The sequence below is a fragment of the Pseudoduganella sp. UC29_71 genome (assembly GCF_042693265.1).
Classification (GTDB): domain Bacteria; phylum Pseudomonadota; class Gammaproteobacteria; order Burkholderiales; family Burkholderiaceae_D; genus Rugamonas.
The window spans coordinates 3,818,624-3,832,839 of record NZ_CP170549.1; the positions used below are offsets into that span (position 1 = coordinate 3,818,624).

Consider the following 14,216-nt stretch of genomic DNA (forward strand, 5'->3'; position numbering starts at 1 on the left):
CCTATTCTTTGGCCTGGGTGCGGCTTACCTTGATTTGGCGGCCGACGTCGAAGCTCATCAGGTCTTCTCCTATGGTCAGCGGCCCGGCGTAGGTGGCGCGCGTGCGCCGCTCCAGCTCCGCTTCCGTGACGCCGAACAGCACGATGTGGGAGTACACCGCCAGGCGCGGCGCGGCTTGCGTGAACACCTTGCCCGCCTCTTCCGGCTCAGTGTGGATGCCGACCACGTTGCGCACCACGGGCGAGCTGCGCATCAGCTGCTCCGAGCCGGCCGCCACTTCGTGCACCAGCAAGTCCACGCCCTTGGCCTGCTGCACCAGCGCGGGCGAGTAGCGGGTATCGCCGGACAGCACCACGCTGCGGCCCTTGTAGTCGATGCGGTAGCCGAAGGCAGGATGCACGGGGCCATGGTCCACCTCGAAGGCGGTGATGCGCACGCCATCCTTGTCGTAGACGACGCCGGCGCCGACGTCATTGGCCACGACCTGCGAGCCGGGGTTCTGCTCCAGGCGGATCTTGATGTCATAGTCGAAGGCCTTGGCCATGTGCTCCATCATGCCGCGCGTGCCCGCCGGACCCAACACATGCAGCGGCGTTTTGCGCCCGCGCAGCCAGCCGGTCAGGTACAGGTCGGGAATGCCGATGGTGTGGTCGGAATGCAGGTGCGTGATGAACAGCTTGTCCACCTCGGCGAACGGGATGCCCAGCGTGTGCAGGCGCTGCATGGGGCCGCGACCGGCGTCGAACAGGAACTTCCGTCCGCCCGCCTCCACCAGGATAGAGGGGCCGAAGCGGCGCGTCTCGGGCAGCGGGCTGCCGGTGCCAAGCAGGTGCACGCGGAGCTGGGGCGCGCCGGCTGCCCGGGCCACATCAGCGGCATCGGCTGCATCGGCTGTATCGGCTGCGCCTGCGGCCGGCGCGGCCCACACTCCGAGGTGAGCCGCCACCATGCTGGCGGCCAGTATGGCCCGGGCCTTCACAGCGCCACCTTCCAGGCATCGTAGCCGTACACCCAGTCCGCGTTGCCGCCTTCGCGCAGCCAGTTGTTGCCCCGCGAGCCGAGCTGGATCTTGGACGCGCGTTCGATGCGCAATTCCTCGAAGCGCCGCAGCGCGGCGGGGACGCCGCCGGCTTCACGCACGTCCCGCAACGCGCAGGCCAACACCACACCGTCTTCGATGGCCATGCCGGCGCCTTGCGCCATGAAGGGCATCATCGGATGCGCGGCGTCGCCCAGCACCACCATGTGGCCCTTGGACCATGCTGGCAGCGGGTCGCGTTCATACAATGCGGTCTTGAGTACTTCGTCGCAGGCGTCCAGCAGGGCACGCGCGTGCGGATGGAAGCCGGCGTAGCTGTCGCGCAGCTCCTGCACGCTGCCTTGCGTGGTCCAGGATTCGAGGTGCCAGCTCTCCTGCGCGGTGGTAGCGAAAATGAAGATGTCCTTGCCTGCATTGAGCGGGAAAGTGACGATCTGGCTTTCCGGCGCCGGCCCCCACCATTTGGTGAACGCCTGCAGATTGGGGATGCCAGCCAGGCGCTCAGCCGGGACCACGGCGCGGTAGGCAACCACGCCGGTGAAGCGCGGATGCTCCTGGCCGAACATGGCGCTGCGCACGGCGGAGTGGATGCCGTCCGCGCCCACCAGCAGGTCCAGCTCGTGGCGGCTGCCGTCGGCGAAGGACACGGTGGCGCCCTGCTCTGCCGCGCTGATGTCCTTGACGTGCTTGCCGAACAGGACGCGCTCGGCCGGGAAAGCGGCAGCCAGCGATGCCAGCAGGTCGGCGCGGTGAATGGTCAGTTGCGGCGCGCCGTATTTTTGTTCGGCGGTGTCGCCCATTTCCAGGCGCGAGGTTTCTTCGCCGCTGTCCCAGGTGCGGCTGATGCGGTGCGTGGGACGCGCGGCGGTGCGACGCACGCCTTCGGGGATGCCCAGGCCCAGGCCGTCCAGCGCGCGCACGGCGTTGGGAGTGAGGTTGATGTCGGCGCCGACGCGCAGAAATTGCCTGGTTTGCTCGAAGACCACGACGTCGTGGCCCATGTCACGCAGTGCGATGGCTGCTGCCAGGCCGCCAATGCCGGCGCCGGCGATGCCGATGTTCAGTTTGCTCATGGTGTTGTCTCCGCGTTGATTGCAAGGTGAAATGACTATAGCAATGTGTTTTTCGCTTGTGCGTTTTTTGTGCATTATGTTCAAATATGAACATAACGGAGGAATGATGGCGGATGACGAAGCGAAAGGCGGGACGGTGGCGCGGGCGTTTGGCTTGCTGGCCTATGTGGCAGCCGGCGGGGCGACCGGCAATTTGAGCGCGCTGGCAAGGGAGGTGGGCATTAACCGGATCACGGCGGCGCGGCTGTTGGCGACGCTGGAGGATGAGGGGATGCTGGAAGCGCTGCCGCAGGGCGCGCACCGGATCGGGGTGCGGTTTCTGGGGCTGGCGGCCGATGCGCTGGGGCAGGATGATTTGATCGGGCATGGACGCAGGCTGGTGGCATTGCTGAGCAAGCAGGTGAGCTGGTCGGGGTATATGGTGGAGCTGGATGGGCCGTTTGCGGTGTATCTGGTGAAGGAGGTGCCGCAAACGCCGCTGGTGAGCAATATCCGGCCGGGGAGCAGGATTCCGGCTTATCTGATCGCGCCGGGACGGGTGCTGATGGCGCGCTTGCCGAGGGAGTCGTGGCGCGGGCTTTATGAGGCGGCGCAGGGGGACCCGCGCGGCGCGCGCGTGACGTTTGAGGAGGCGGAGGCGATGCTGCTGGAGGCCAGGGGACTGGAGTGCTGCTGGAGCTTTGGGAAGTTTGAACAGGGGATCGATGCTTGCGCGGCGCCGGTGTTTGATGCGTCGGGGGAGGCGGTGGCGGCCATTAGCGTGGCGGGGGGGAGTTATTTGCTGGCGCGGGAGCCGGTACAGAAGGCGCTGATTGAGGAGGCCGTGCTTGACACTGCGAGGCGGCTGTCGGGGGTGCTGGGGGCGGGGTAGCTTTTACGGCGCACTGCAGAACGGACGATTCGGAGAGCCTTCGCGCCCCTTAGGGCGCTACGTCTTCGAATCCCACCCTCTCCGTCCGGCACAAAGCAAAAAGCCTCCCGCAGGGGAGGCTTTTTACTTTGTTCTGGCGGAGAGGGTGGGATTCGAACCCACGGTAGGGTCGCCCCTACGCTTGATTTCGAGTCAAGTACATTCGACCACTCTGCCACCTCTCCTGGTGACGCATTTTCCTACAGCAGCTTGTTGTGGCGGAGAGGGTGGGATTCGAACCCACGGTAGGGTCGCCCCTACGCTTGATTTCGAGTCAAGTACATTCGACCACTCTGCCACCTCTCCGTTTTCCCACTAGCTGCTGCGAGAAGGCAAGATTATAGCAGGCCTTTGCGGAAAGGGAAGGACTATTTATGCCTTTAACGAAGTTATTCCGCCCATGTATGGACGCAGCACTTCCGGCACTTCCACCGAGCCGTCCGCCTGCTGGTAATTTTCCAGCACCGCGACCAGGGTGCGGCCTACCGCCAGGCCGGAGCCGTTCAGCGTGTGCAGCAGTTCCGGCTTGCCTTGGGCGTTGCGGAAGCGCGCCTGCATGCGGCGCGCCTGGAAGGCTTCGCAGTTCGACAGCGACGAGATCTCGCGGTAGGTGTTCTGCGCGGGCAGCCACACTTCCAGGTCGTAGGTCTTGGTGGCGCCAAAGCCCATGTCGCCGGTGCACAGGCTCATCACGCGGTATGGCAGGCCCAGGTCCTTCAGGATCTTCTCGGCGTGGCCGACCATTTCTTCCAGCACGTCGTACGAGGTGTCGGGATGGACCACCTGCACCAGCTCCACCTTGTCGAACTGGTGCTGGCGGATCATGCCGCGCGTGTCGCGGCCGTAGCTGCCGGCTTCGGAACGGAAGCACGGGGTGTGGGCGGTCATTTTCACCGGCAGCGCGTCGGCGGCCAGGATCTCGTCGCGCACGATGTTGGTCAGCGAGACTTCGGAGGTCGGGATCAGGTAGAAGGTCTCGCCCTCGCCTTCCGCGCCGCCCTTCTTCACCGAGAACAGGTCGGCTTCGAACTTCGGCAGCTGGCCGGTGCCGCGCAGGGAGTCGGCGTTGACCATGTATGGCGTGTAGCACTCGGTGTAGCCGTGCTCGCCGGTGTGGGTGTTCAGCATGTACTGCGCCAGTGCGCGGTGCAGGCGCGCGATGCCGCCTTTCATGACGGAGAAACGCGAGCCGGTCAGCTTGGTGGCGGTGTCGAAGTCCAGGCCCAGGGCCGCGCCCACGTCCACGTGGTCTTTCACTTCGAAATCGAAGGCGCGCGGCGTGCCGACTTTACGCACTTCGATGTTGCCGGTTTCGTCCATGCCTACCGGGACCGATTCGTGCGGCAGGTTGGGCACCGCCTGCATGAAATCGCTCATCTTGGCTTGCACGGCCGACAGCGCTTGCTCGTTGTTCTTCAGTTCGTCGCCCAGGCCGGCCACTTCCGCCATCACGGCGGTGGTGTCTTCCCCTTTGCCCTTGAGCATGCCGATCTGCTTGGACAGCGAATTACGCTTGCTTTGCAGTTCCTCGGTGCGCATCTGGATCGCCTTGCGTTCCGCTTCGAGGGCGTTGAAACCTGCCACGTCCAGCTGGAACTTGCGCGTCGCCAGGCGGGCTGCGACGGTGTCAATATCTTTACGGAGAAGTTGGATGTCTATCATGGGAGTTGCCGCTATGTCGGAAAGACAGCAATTGTACCAAGATGACGCCACTTCTTTCGAGTTTTCAGATCAGCGCGGCTTTCTCCGCTGCGGTCAGGCGTTTGGCGGCGACGACGACGACCGGCATCTTGGCAGGGGCTGCGGCCACGGTGGCGACGGCGGCGGCCGGGACTTCGATCACCGGGGCGCTGGCGGTAGCGTAAGTGGTAACCAGGGCCAGCGAAGCGGCGGCGGCGAAGATGACTTCCATGTTTTTCAGTACGTTCATTTTAAGCTCCTCAGGTGGTGGGACTACGTTGTGTGCTGCGATGGTTGTACTGTACCTAAAGGCTCCCCGCGCCTCCACCAGCGTGCGATGAAGCGCAAAAAACGGGGCATGAAACGCAAAAAAACGCCCGAAAACGGCCCGTAACGTAACCAGTCTGAGCCGCATTCGGGGTCTGACCCCGAATGCGGCTCAGACCGGCAGGTGCGGTGGGGGATAAGTCAGGCGGCGCGGGTGGCCGGGGCGGCGGCGGCGCGGTGGACGAGGGTGCCGAGGCGGTTGATGGCGCTTTCCACCGCGGGACTCCAGGGGTTGCCGCAGTTGAGGCGCAGGCAGTTGCCGAACTTGCCGCTGGCGGAGAACAGCTGGCCGGGCATGAAGGCGATGCCCTGCTCTACCGCTTGCCGGTGCAGCGCGAGGGCGTCCACTTGCGCTGGCATCTGCACCCACAGCACGAAGCCGCCTTGCGGCTCGGAGATGGAGCACTCTTGCGGGAAGCTGGCGGCCACGGCGTCGGACATGCGGCAGATGCGCTGCGCCAGCGCGCGCCGCATCTTGCGCACCTGTAGTTCGTAGCTGCTGCCGGTGAGGAAGTCGGCCAGCACGGCCTGGAAGAACTGGCTGGTGGCACCGCTCGATACCATCTTCAGCAAGGTCACTTCCTGCGCCCAGCGCCCCGCCACTACGTAGCCGACCCGCGAGGCGGGCGTGACCGCCTTGGAGAACGATGAGCACAGCAGCACGTGGCCGGTGCTGTCGTAGGCCTTCACGGGCCAGGGACGCTCGGCGGTGAAGCACAGGTCGCGGTAGATGTCGTCTTCGATCAGCGGGATGTCGTGCTGGGACAGCAGCGCGGCCAGGCGCTTCTTGTTCTCCTCCGGCATAACGCAGCCGAGCGGGTTGTTGGCGTTGGGGACGAACAGGCAGGCTTGCACCAGGCCTGCGTTGAAGGCCAGCTCCAGCGCGTCGATCGAGGGGCCGGTTTTCGGGTGCGTCGGTATCTCGAGCGCCTTCATGCCCAGGCTTTCTATCAGCTGCAGCAGCACGAAGTAGGTGGCCGACTCGATGGCGATGGTGTCGCCGGGCTTGGCCACGGCGCGCAGGCACAGGCTGATGGCTTCGGTGCAGGAGCTGGTGACGACGATCTCGGCCGGGTCCGGCCTGCCCCAGTCCAGCGCGCGCCGCATGATCTGGCGCACGAAGGCCGGTTCGTTGGTTTCGAAGCAGCTCACGCGCGCCAGCAGCGCCGGTTCGCGCCGCGCCACGGCGGCGACGGTCTTTTGCACGCGCTTGATGGGCAGCAGTTCGTCCGGCGGCCAGGCGGAGCCCAGGTGCACCATGCCGGGCGCTTCGTTCTCTTTGAGTACGCGCATCAGCAGGCTGGTGATGCCGACGTATCCGGGGTCTTTCAGGTGTTCGGGGTCCGTCATCACGGACATCAGGCGGGCGCGGTGGCGCACGTAGTAGCCGGCTTGCGGGCGCGCTTCGATCAGGCCGCGGTCTTCCATCAGCCGCAGCGCCTGCAGCACGGTGCTGACCGACAGGCGCTTTTGCTGCGCCAGGTGGCGGATGGAGGGCAGCCGGTCGCCGGGGGCGAACACGCGGTCGGCGATGTGCGCGCCCAGTTCGTCGGCCAGCTGTTCGTACAAGTTGGTTTGCATGGACATTCCTCCATTGTGGCGAGCGCGCGCGGCGCGGCACAGGTACAGCGGCGCGTTTTTTTGACCAGCACAGTTTAGCTGAACTGGCGCTGTGTACGTCACAATTCAAGTTTGCTGCATCTGTTATGGTGGCCGCGCGGGGACTATGCTGGAGGTATGAATCGCCGCCACCAGGAGAGCAGCATGCAAGCCCGTCCCCAGCCTTATGCCGAATACACACTGAGCAGCGATACGCCGCTGCGCCTGGAGGATGCGGGCGGCCGCGTGCTGGAAGGCGTGACGGGCGTGACGTGGATTACCGCTTACGGGCAGGCGACGGACTTCCTGTTGCGGCCCGGCCAGCGCTTCGTGGTGCCGAACGACGGCCTGACGCTGGTGGACGCCATCGGCAGCAGCCGCATCCGGCTGGCGGCGCCGCTGGCGCAAAGCTGGGGCCAGCGTGTGCTGCGCGAGGGCCAGGCGCGCCTGGCGGAGTCGATGATGCGCTTGCGCCAGGGTTTGCAGCCGCCGGGCTAGCCGCCATTCAATAGCCAATATATGGCCGGGCATGTATGATTGTGCAATTGGTTACTGCTACGGCTCCATGCAAACGTCCACCGTCGCCATCGAAGAAAAACAGAGCAGTGGCGAGAGCTCGAACGACATCGCAAACCACATCGCGGAGGCCATCGCGGCGCGCAAGCTGCCGCCGGGGACCAAGCTGCGCGAGGAGGCCTTGTCGCGCCTGTATTCGGTCAGCCGCACCAAGATCCGCGCGGCGCTGCTGATCCTTTCCAAAGACAAGTTGATCCAGATGGTGCCGGACAAGGGCGCCTTCGTGAGCCAGCCGAGCGAGAAGGAGTCGCGCGATATCTTCGCGGCGCGGCGCATCCTGGAAGCGGCGCTGGCGCGCGAGTTCGTGGCCAAGGCGACGGCGGCGGACTATCAGGTGCTGGAGCGGCATTTGACCATGGAGCGCCAGGCGCTGGGCGACCACAAGGTGCGCTCGCAGCTACTGGGCGATTTCCATGTGCTGCTGGCGGACGTGGTGGGCAACCAGGTGCTGCACGAGATGCTGAGCGAACTGGTGGCGCGCAGCTCGCTCATCACCATGCTGTACCAGTCGGACCGGGATGCGGTGTGCTCGTCCAATGAGCATGAGGAGTTTTTGAACGCGGCCAAGGCGGGTGATGCGGACCTGGCCGCGAAGCTGATGCTGGAGCACCTGCTGCACGTGGAAGGCGCGCTACGCTTCGACAGCAGCGGCGCGGCGCCGGACAAGGATCTCGTGGCGGCGCTGCTGAAGTAACGGCGGGTTACGCTCCGCTAACCCGCCCTACGCATGTCGCATCTTAGCGCCAGCGCAAACCGCAAATAGCAACGCGCTCCGCCGCTCACGCGGCCTTGCGCGCGCCGGTGGCCAGCGCGAGCTCGTGCGCCAGCGTGTTGTGACGCTCGATGACGATCGGCAGATCGACGGTCTGCAGCAGCCCGTCCCGCACCACCACCTTGCCGTTGATGATGCTGTGCGTGACGTTGGACGGCGTGCAGAAAACCAGCGCCGCCACCGGATCGTGCAGCGCGCCCGCAAATCCAATCTGGTCCAGCTTGAAGCTGATGATGTCTGCCGCCATGCCCGGCTTGAGCGCGCCGATGTCGTCGCGGTTCAGCACCTTGGCGCCGCCCAGGGTGGCCAGCTCCAGCGCCTGGCGCGCGGTCATCGCGTCCGGGCCGAAGCCGACGCGCTGCAGCAGCATCGCTTGCCTTACTTCGCCCAGCATATGCCCCGCGTCGTTGGACGCGCAGCCGTCCACGCCCAGCCCCACCGGCACGCCCGCGTCCACCATCTTGCGGATCGGCGCGATGCCGGACGCCAGGCGCATGTTCGAGCACGGGCAATGCGCGATGCCGGTGCCGGTCCTGGCGAACATGTAGACGCCGTCATCGTCCAGCTGCACGCAGTGCGCGTGCCACACGTCGTGGCCCACCCAGCCGCAATCCTCGGCGTATTCGGCCGGCGTCATGTTGAACTTCTCGCGGCTGTAGGCGATGTCATTGACGTTCTCGGCCAGGTGGGTATGCAGCGACACGCCATAGCTGCGCGCCATCGTGGCCGCTTCCTTCATCAGGTCGCGCGACACGGAGAACGGCGAGCATGGCGCCACCACGATGCGCTGCATGGCGTAGCGGTTGGCGTCGTGATAGGTTTCGATCAGGCGCTGCGTATCCTTCAGGATGGCGCCCTCCTCTTCCACCACGCGGTCCGGCGGCAGGCCGCCCTTGGACTGGCCCACGCTCATGGAGCCGCGCGCCGCGTGGAAGCGCATGCCGATCTTCTTCGCCGCTTCGATGCTGTCGTCGAGGCGGCAGTTGTTGGGGTAGATGTAGAGGTGGTCGCTGCTGGTGGTGCAGCCGGACAGCATCAGCTCGGACATGGCCGTCAGCGTGGACACATGCACCATCTCGCTGGTGAGGTTGGCCCAGATCGGGTACAGGTTGGTGAGCCAGTTGAACAACTCGCCGTTCTGCGCGGTGGGGATCACGCGCGTGAGGCTCTGGTACATATGGTGGTGGGTGTTCACCAGGCCGGGCATGACCACCTGCCCGGTGGCGTCGATCACTTCGTCGGCGTGCTGCGGCAGGTCGGCGGTGCAGCCCACCTGCTCGATCACGTTGTCCCGCACGAAGATGGCACCGTGGTCGATTTCGCGGCGCTCGTCGTCCATGGTCACCACCACGCGCGCATTCTTGATCAAGAGGGTTTTAGTCATTTTAGGTCCATAGGAATGATTAAACACTGCGGAAACAATGCGCGGGCACTGCGGAAACAATGTCAAAACCGCGCCGGGTGGTCGTCACCGGCGCGGAGCTTTACTGCGGGGTTGCGGCTATCAGGTTAAGCCGCTTCGAGCTTTTTTACCAGCATCGGCTGGGGCACCTCCTCTTCGTCGTCATCGCTGGCTTCAACGGGACGCTCGGGCAGGATCAGGTTCAGCGCCACCGCCACGATGGCGGCGGTGCTGATGCCGGAACCGAAGATCTCGTGCACGAAGGCCGGCAGCTTGGCCAGCAGCTCCGGGCGCACGGAGACCGCCAGGCCGCAGCCGATGGAGACGGCGATGATGATGCCGGTGCGTTTGCTGTGCTCCACCTTGCTCAGCATCTGCACGCCGGCGGCGATGATCATGGCGAACATCATCAGCCCTGCGCCGCCCAGCACGGGCTGCGGAATGGTGACGACCAGGGCGCCCAGCACCGGGAACAGGCCGGCCAGCGCCAGCATCACGCCGGTCAGCGCCACCACGTGGCGGCTGGCCACGCCGGTCAGCGAGATCACGCCGACGTTTTGCGCAAAGGTCGATACCGGCGGACTGCCCAGCATGGCCACGCAGGCCGAGCCGACGCCGTCGCACAGCACCCCGCGCGCCAGGGTCTTGCCGCGCATCTTGGTGTTGGTGGCCGAACCGAGCGCCATGAAGGTGCCGGTGGTTTCCACCATGGTGACCACGTAGGCCACGCCCATGGCGACGATGCCGCTGATCGGGAAGGTCATGCCGTGCGCGAACGGCTGCGGCAGCGAGAACGCGGCGGCCTTCTGCACGGACGAGAAGTCCACCAGGCCCATGGCCACGCAGCCCAGGTAGCCGACGAACATGCCCAGCACCACGGCGGCGGCGGAGAAAATGCCTTTACCGTATTGCACCAGCGCGATCACGGTGATCAGCACGAACAGCGCGATGCCGAGGTTGATCGGGTCGCCATAGTGCGCGCCCGAACCCTTGCCGCCAGCAGCCCAGTCGATGGCGACCGGCACCAGCGACAGGCCTATCATGGTCACCACGACGGCGGTGACGGCGTGCGGGAACAGCTTGCGGATCTGCGGCATGAAGCAGGAGCCGACGATCATGACGACCGAGCCGGCCAGAGAGGAACCGAGGATGCCGGGCACGCCGTGTTCCAGGCCGATGCTGATGGCCGCGCCGACGAAGGCGAAGCTGGTGCCCATGACGCAAGGCAGGCGGATGCCGATCGGGCCGACGCCCTTGCACTGGATGATGGTGACGATGCCGGAGCCGAGCAGCGCGGCGTTGACCAGGGCGACAATCTGGTCGGCCGGCAGTTTCAGGACGGCACCGACCACCAGCGGCACGGCGATGATGCCTCCCAGCGCCGCGAGCATGTGCTGGGCGGCCAGCAAGGTGGTGGTGATCAGCGGTGGACGGTCGTCCACTTGGAATAGCAGGTTGTTCATGTGTGTCTCCATCATTGATGTTATGTCGTGAACTACTTGTTCCGGTGCTATCCGGCATGCCTCTCCGCGCAGATCGTGGCGTCTGTTTTTATCGCAGCGAGGTCGTACTATGAGGCGGGATGGAGGGTCTTGTGGACGCTCCACTGGGATGCTTACACGCGGCTCTGTGGCAGCGTTCTATGTGATTGATGATGCCGAGTGCTGAAAAAGTTGTCAACCGATTTTGTATACAATCTATGCGTACTGAACGTATGCATTGCATAAAAGACACAGCATCATTGCCGCTCAGAAATGAGAACGGCCGCTACGGGCGGCAAGCCTGCAGCGGCCGTTTGTTGTGGTGCTCATTGCACCGTTCTGTTTAGCGGATTGGAACGCTGGAGCCCGAGGGGGAACCGCGTTTGGGGAGGTGCAGCTCCAGCATGCCGTGCCGGTATTGCGCCGTGGCGTGTGCATCGTCGATTTCGTGGGCCAACGTGAGGATGCGGCGCTGGTTGCCCATGTAGCGCTCGCTGTACACGGCGGACGCGCCGGGCTCATGCACCTGCTCCTCCGATGCCGCCGCGCTGATGTCGACCTGATTGCCATCGAGCCGCACCTTCAGGTCTTCCTTGCGCACGCCGGGAACGTCGGCCCGCACCACGTACTCACGCTCGTTTTCGTCCACATCGACCCGCATGCGCGCCGCCGCGTTGCGCGCGGCGCGGCGGAAACGGGCGCCGCGCATCCAGTCTTCCATCTGGCGCCATGCCTGCAGCCTGCGCAGCGACTCCAGCGGACGCAATTGGCGGGTATTGCTCACCCTGTCCATGACCGGCTCCGCTTACTGGATCTGCAGCTGGCGGCCGTGGCCCCCTACCTTCTTGGGCAGGGTCAGCTCCAACACGCCGTTTTTGCAGGTGGCGCTGGCTTGCTGGTCGTCCACCTCCTGAGGCAAGGTGAAGCTCCGGTACTGCTCGCCGTGGAAGCGCTCGCTGCGCATCATCGTCCCCTCCTGGGGTTGCTGCTGCACGTCGTGCTTGGCGCGGATGGTGACCGTATGGCCGTCGATCGACACGTTGATGTCTTCTTTTTCGTAGCCCGGCATTTCAGCCCGCACCGTATAAGCCTGGTCGGTTTCGTGCACGTCCATACGCATGCTGCGCGACTGCTCGGACATGCCTAACGGCCGGTCGAATTCGTCGAAAAAGCGCTCAATGTCGCGGAACGGGTCGAAACGCGCAAGATCTCCGAACGGGCTGAAACGGGTAAGATTGCTAGCCATAATTTCCTCCCTTCAAGTGAAATGGTGAATTTAGCTACTGCTGTCCCTTCAGCATAGCACCTGTTCCGGAGAGGTCCAGTACACGATTCAATCGGGAGCGCGCTGGCTCAGCCTTTGCGGGCGTCGTCGTCCAGGCTGCGCAGGAAGGCCAGTTTATCGGCGATTTTGCTTTCCAGGCCGCGCGGGACGGGCTGGTACCAGCCGGGCTCGGCCATGCCGTCCGGCAGATAGGTTTCGCCGGCCGCGTAGGCGTGCGGCTCGTCGTGGGCGTAGCGGTATTCGTGGCCGTAGCCCAGCTCTTTCATCAGCTTGGTTGGCGCGTTGCGCAGGTGCACCGGCACTTCGCGCGACTTGTCGCGCTTCACGAAGGCCATGGCCTGGTTGAAGGCGTTATAGCCGGCATTGCTCTTGGCCGCGATGGCCAGGTAGATCACGGCCTGGCCCAGCGCCAGTTCGCCTTCCGGCGAGCCCAGGCGCTCGTAGGTGGCGGCCGCGTCGTTGGCCATGGTGAGCGCGCGCGGGTCGGCCAGGCCGATGTCTTCCCAGGCCATGCGCACGATGCGGCGCGACAGGTAGCGCGGGTCGGCGCCGCCGTCTATCATGCGACAGAACCAGTACAGCGCGCCGTCCGGATTGGAGCCGCGCACCGACTTGTGCAGGGCGGAAATCTGGTCGTAGAAATTGTCGCCGCCCTTGTCGAAGCGGCGCGCGTTCAGCGTCATGGCGTTCTCGACGAACTTGGCGTCGATCTTCCGCAGGCCGGCCGACGATGCGGCGTTGTCGGCCTGCTCCAGCAGGTTCAGGAAGCGGCGCGCGTCGCCGTCGGCGTAGCCGATCAGCGTGTCGGCGGCGGCGTCCTCGAACGTCAGGTGCGGCAAGGCTTCCTTCTGCGCCTTCACCAGCAACTGGCGCATCTCGTCCTCGGTGAGCGACTTGAGCACGTAGACCTGGGCGCGCGACAGCAGCGCCGAATTCACTTCAAAGCTGGGGTTCTCGGTGGTGGCGCCGATGAAGGTCACCAGGCCGGACTCCACGAAGGGCAGCAAGGCGTCCTGCTGCGACTTGTTGAAGCGGTGGATCTCGTCCACAAACAGCAAGGTGTGCTTGCCGTGCCGGTCCAGGTTCTGCTGGGCCTGCTCCATGGCGGCGCGGATGTCCTTAACGCCCGCGAACACGGCGGACAGGGCGATGAACTCGGCGTCGAAGGCGTTCGCGGTCAGGCGCGCCAGCGTGGTCTTGCCCACGCCCGGCGGCCCCCACAGGATCATGGAATGCGGCTTGCCAGCCTGGAAGGCCAGGCGCAGCGGCTTGCCCTCGCCCAGCAGGTGCTGCTGGCCGATCACCTCGTCCATGGTCTTGGGACGCAGGGCTTCGGCCAGCGGCGCGCGGGGTTCGGTTTTGAAAAGGTCGTCCATCATGCTTTACTGTAGCGGCAGCGGCGCGCGCGGCGTTTGCGCAGGCGCAAGCTGCGGGCAGGTTGCCTTATTGCTGAGAAATTTCCACACCCTTGGGCATCACGAACTTGTAATGCGCGGCGCCCACTTGCGGGTTTTTCTCGAACTTGCTGAAGGTCAGCACGGACATGGAACCGAAGTTGTCTTTCAGCTCCATCGCTTCCGGCGTGCCGTTGCGCAGACCGATGGCGATCTGCTCGAAGGTGGTGTCCTGCGTCTTGGGCACCGCTTTCAGCCATTCCAGGCCGTCGCGCGTGCCCGCCTCGGACAGCGTGAAATTCTTTTCCAGGTCGTTGCTGCCAAACAGGATGGCGGCCGGCGACGAGCCCAGCGCATTGCCCAGCTTCTTCACCGTGACCTGGTTCAAGTCCTTGTCATAGATATAGAGCTGTTCGCCGTCGGCCTGCAGCAGCTGGTCGTACGGCTTCAGATAGGTCCAGATGAACTTGCCGGGGCGGGCGAATTCAAAGGTGCCGCTGGCCGTGTTGGAGCTCTTGCCCGCCTTCACCTGGCGCTGCGTGAACTCGCCGCGCGCGGACTTGGTGCTGGCGACGAAGGTCTTGAACTGCTCCAGCGCGGCAGCCTGGGCGGCGCCGGCCAGCAGCAGGGAAGCGGCCAAGACTGCGATTTTGTGGGTGGTACTCATGGTCATGCTGT

14 protein-coding genes and 2 tRNA genes are annotated in these 14,216 nt (G+C 64.9%); 3 read left to right on the forward strand and 13 right to left on the reverse strand.

The genetic code is table 11. The features are described 5' to 3' along the window. Position 1: 1 nt before the first annotated feature. Together ACFJI2_RS16820 and ACFJI2_RS16825 are read right to left on the reverse strand one after the other, a co-directional pair. Positions 2–979: an MBL fold metallo-hydrolase gene (locus ACFJI2_RS16820; RefSeq protein ID WP_377701049.1), complete on the reverse strand. Its 978-nt coding sequence runs from the start codon at positions 977–979 to the stop codon at positions 2–4. Beyond that, positions 976–2,112: an FAD-dependent monooxygenase gene (locus ACFJI2_RS16825; RefSeq protein WP_377701050.1), complete on the reverse strand. Its 1,137-nt coding sequence runs from the start codon at positions 2,110–2,112 to the stop codon at positions 976–978. Before ACFJI2_RS16825 ends, ACFJI2_RS16820 begins: the two co-directional genes overlap by 4 nt. Positions 2,113–2,143: 31 nt before the next feature. Here ACFJI2_RS16825 and ACFJI2_RS16830 point away from each other — a divergent pair, with 31 nt between their 5' ends. Then, positions 2,144–2,983: an IclR family transcriptional regulator gene (locus ACFJI2_RS16830; protein WP_377701051.1), complete on the forward strand. Its 840-nt coding sequence runs from the start codon at positions 2,144–2,146 to the stop codon at positions 2,981–2,983. A 134-nt stretch (positions 2,984–3,117) separates the two neighbouring features. Here the strand turns inward: ACFJI2_RS16830 and ACFJI2_RS16835 are convergent. The 5 genes from ACFJI2_RS16835 to ACFJI2_RS16855 all read right to left on the reverse strand — a co-directional run bounded on the left by ACFJI2_RS16835 (position 3,118) and on the right by ACFJI2_RS16855 (position 6,610). Then, a tRNA-Ser gene (locus tag ACFJI2_RS16835) sits at positions 3,118–3,207 on the reverse strand. Between the two features lie 31 nt (positions 3,208–3,238). Beyond that, positions 3,239–3,328: transfer RNA gene (locus ACFJI2_RS16840), tRNA-Ser, on the reverse strand. Positions 3,329–3,394: 66 nt separating this feature from the next. Beyond that, entirely contained in the window at positions 3,395–4,684 is a 1,290-nt protein-coding gene (gene serS / locus ACFJI2_RS16845; RefSeq protein WP_377701053.1) for a serine--tRNA ligase, read from the reverse strand. A 64-nt stretch (positions 4,685–4,748) separates the two neighbouring features. Continuing rightward, a complete protein-coding gene (locus tag ACFJI2_RS16850; RefSeq protein WP_107870649.1) occupies positions 4,749–4,952 on the reverse strand; it encodes a hypothetical protein in 204 nt (67 codons plus the stop codon). A 218-nt stretch (positions 4,953–5,170) separates the two neighbouring features. Next, positions 5,171–6,610 (reverse strand): PLP-dependent aminotransferase family protein, encoded by a 1,440-nt coding sequence (locus ACFJI2_RS16855; protein ID WP_377701054.1) that lies wholly within the window; start codon positions 6,608–6,610, stop codon positions 5,171–5,173. Positions 6,611–6,793: 183 nt separating this feature from the next. Here ACFJI2_RS16855 and ACFJI2_RS16860 point away from each other — a divergent pair, with 183 nt between their 5' ends. Continuing rightward, on the forward strand, positions 6,794–7,126 hold the full coding sequence (locus tag ACFJI2_RS16860) for a DUF2917 domain-containing protein (RefSeq protein ID WP_377701055.1): 333 nt from the start codon (positions 6,794–6,796) through the stop codon (positions 7,124–7,126). A 67-nt stretch (positions 7,127–7,193) separates the two neighbouring features. Next, on the forward strand, positions 7,194–7,898 hold the full coding sequence (locus tag ACFJI2_RS16865; RefSeq protein WP_107870654.1) for a GntR family transcriptional regulator: 705 nt from the start codon (positions 7,194–7,196) through the stop codon (positions 7,896–7,898). 85 nt (positions 7,899–7,983) lie between these two features. Here the strand turns inward: ACFJI2_RS16865 and ACFJI2_RS16870 are convergent, their stop codons facing one another. The 6 genes from ACFJI2_RS16870 to lolA form a co-directional block, all read right to left on the reverse strand. Then, positions 7,984–9,360: an 8-oxoguanine deaminase gene (locus ACFJI2_RS16870; protein ID WP_377701056.1), complete on the reverse strand. Its 1,377-nt coding sequence runs from the start codon at positions 9,358–9,360 to the stop codon at positions 7,984–7,986. Between the two features lie 125 nt (positions 9,361–9,485). Further along, positions 9,486–10,841 carry a nucleobase:cation symporter-2 family protein gene (locus tag ACFJI2_RS16875; protein ID WP_107870658.1) on the reverse strand — a complete coding sequence of 452 codons (1,356 nt, stop codon included), beginning with the start codon at positions 10,839–10,841 and terminating at the stop codon, positions 9,486–9,488. Positions 10,842–11,202: 361 nt separating this feature from the next. After that, complete coding sequence (locus ACFJI2_RS16880; protein WP_377701057.1) at positions 11,203–11,652, reverse strand: Hsp20/alpha crystallin family protein; 450 nt, start codon at positions 11,650–11,652, stop codon at positions 11,203–11,205. A 12-nt stretch (positions 11,653–11,664) separates the two neighbouring features. Next, positions 11,665–12,105 (reverse strand): Hsp20/alpha crystallin family protein, encoded by a 441-nt coding sequence (locus tag ACFJI2_RS16885; RefSeq protein ID WP_107980594.1) that lies wholly within the window; start codon positions 12,103–12,105, stop codon positions 11,665–11,667. A 107-nt stretch (positions 12,106–12,212) separates the two neighbouring features. Then, the gene (locus ACFJI2_RS16890; RefSeq protein ID WP_107871307.1) at positions 12,213–13,520 is read right to left on the reverse strand and encodes a replication-associated recombination protein A; all 1,308 of its coding nucleotides are present in this window, start codon (positions 13,518–13,520) and stop codon (positions 12,213–12,215) included. 67 nt (positions 13,521–13,587) lie between these two features. Further along, positions 13,588–14,211, reverse strand: a complete 624-nt coding sequence (gene lolA, locus ACFJI2_RS16895) for an outer membrane lipoprotein chaperone LolA (protein ID WP_107870664.1) — start codon at positions 14,209–14,211, stop codon at positions 13,588–13,590. Positions 14,212–14,216: the final 5 nt, after the last annotated feature.

Coding starts and splice junctions, on each gene's coding strand:
- ACFJI2_RS16825 (WP_377701050.1), bottom strand. CDS start 2,112: ATGAGCAAACTGAACATCGGCATCGCCGGCGCCGGCATTGGCGGCCTG.
- ACFJI2_RS16830 (WP_377701051.1), top strand. CDS start 2,144: ATGACTATAGCAATGTGTTTTTCGCTTGTGCGTTTTTTGTGCATTATG.
- serS (WP_377701053.1), bottom strand. CDS start 4,684: ATGATAGACATCCAACTTCTCCGTAAAGATATTGACACCGTCGCAGCC.
- ACFJI2_RS16850 (WP_107870649.1), bottom strand. CDS start 4,952: ATGAACGTACTGAAAAACATGGAAGTCATCTTCGCCGCCGCCGCTTCG.
- ACFJI2_RS16855 (WP_377701054.1), bottom strand. CDS start 6,610: ATGCAAACCAACTTGTACGAACAGCTGGCCGACGAACTGGGCGCGCAC.
- ACFJI2_RS16860 (WP_377701055.1), top strand. CDS start 6,794: ATGCAAGCCCGTCCCCAGCCTTATGCCGAATACACACTGAGCAGCGAT.
- ACFJI2_RS16865 (WP_107870654.1), top strand. CDS start 7,194: ATGCAAACGTCCACCGTCGCCATCGAAGAAAAACAGAGCAGTGGCGAG.
- ACFJI2_RS16870 (WP_377701056.1), bottom strand. CDS start 9,360: ATGACTAAAACCCTCTTGATCAAGAATGCGCGCGTGGTGGTGACCATG.
- ACFJI2_RS16875 (WP_107870658.1), bottom strand. CDS start 10,841: ATGAACAACCTGCTATTCCAAGTGGACGACCGTCCACCGCTGATCACC.
- ACFJI2_RS16880 (WP_377701057.1), bottom strand. CDS start 11,652: ATGGACAGGGTGAGCAATACCCGCCAATTGCGTCCGCTGGAGTCGCTG.
- ACFJI2_RS16885 (WP_107980594.1), bottom strand. CDS start 12,105: ATGGCTAGCAATCTTACCCGTTTCAGCCCGTTCGGAGATCTTGCGCGT.
- ACFJI2_RS16890 (WP_107871307.1), bottom strand. CDS start 13,520: ATGGACGACCTTTTCAAAACCGAACCCCGCGCGCCGCTGGCCGAAGCC.
- lolA (WP_107870664.1), bottom strand. CDS start 14,211: ATGACCATGAGTACCACCCACAAAATCGCAGTCTTGGCCGCTTCCCTG.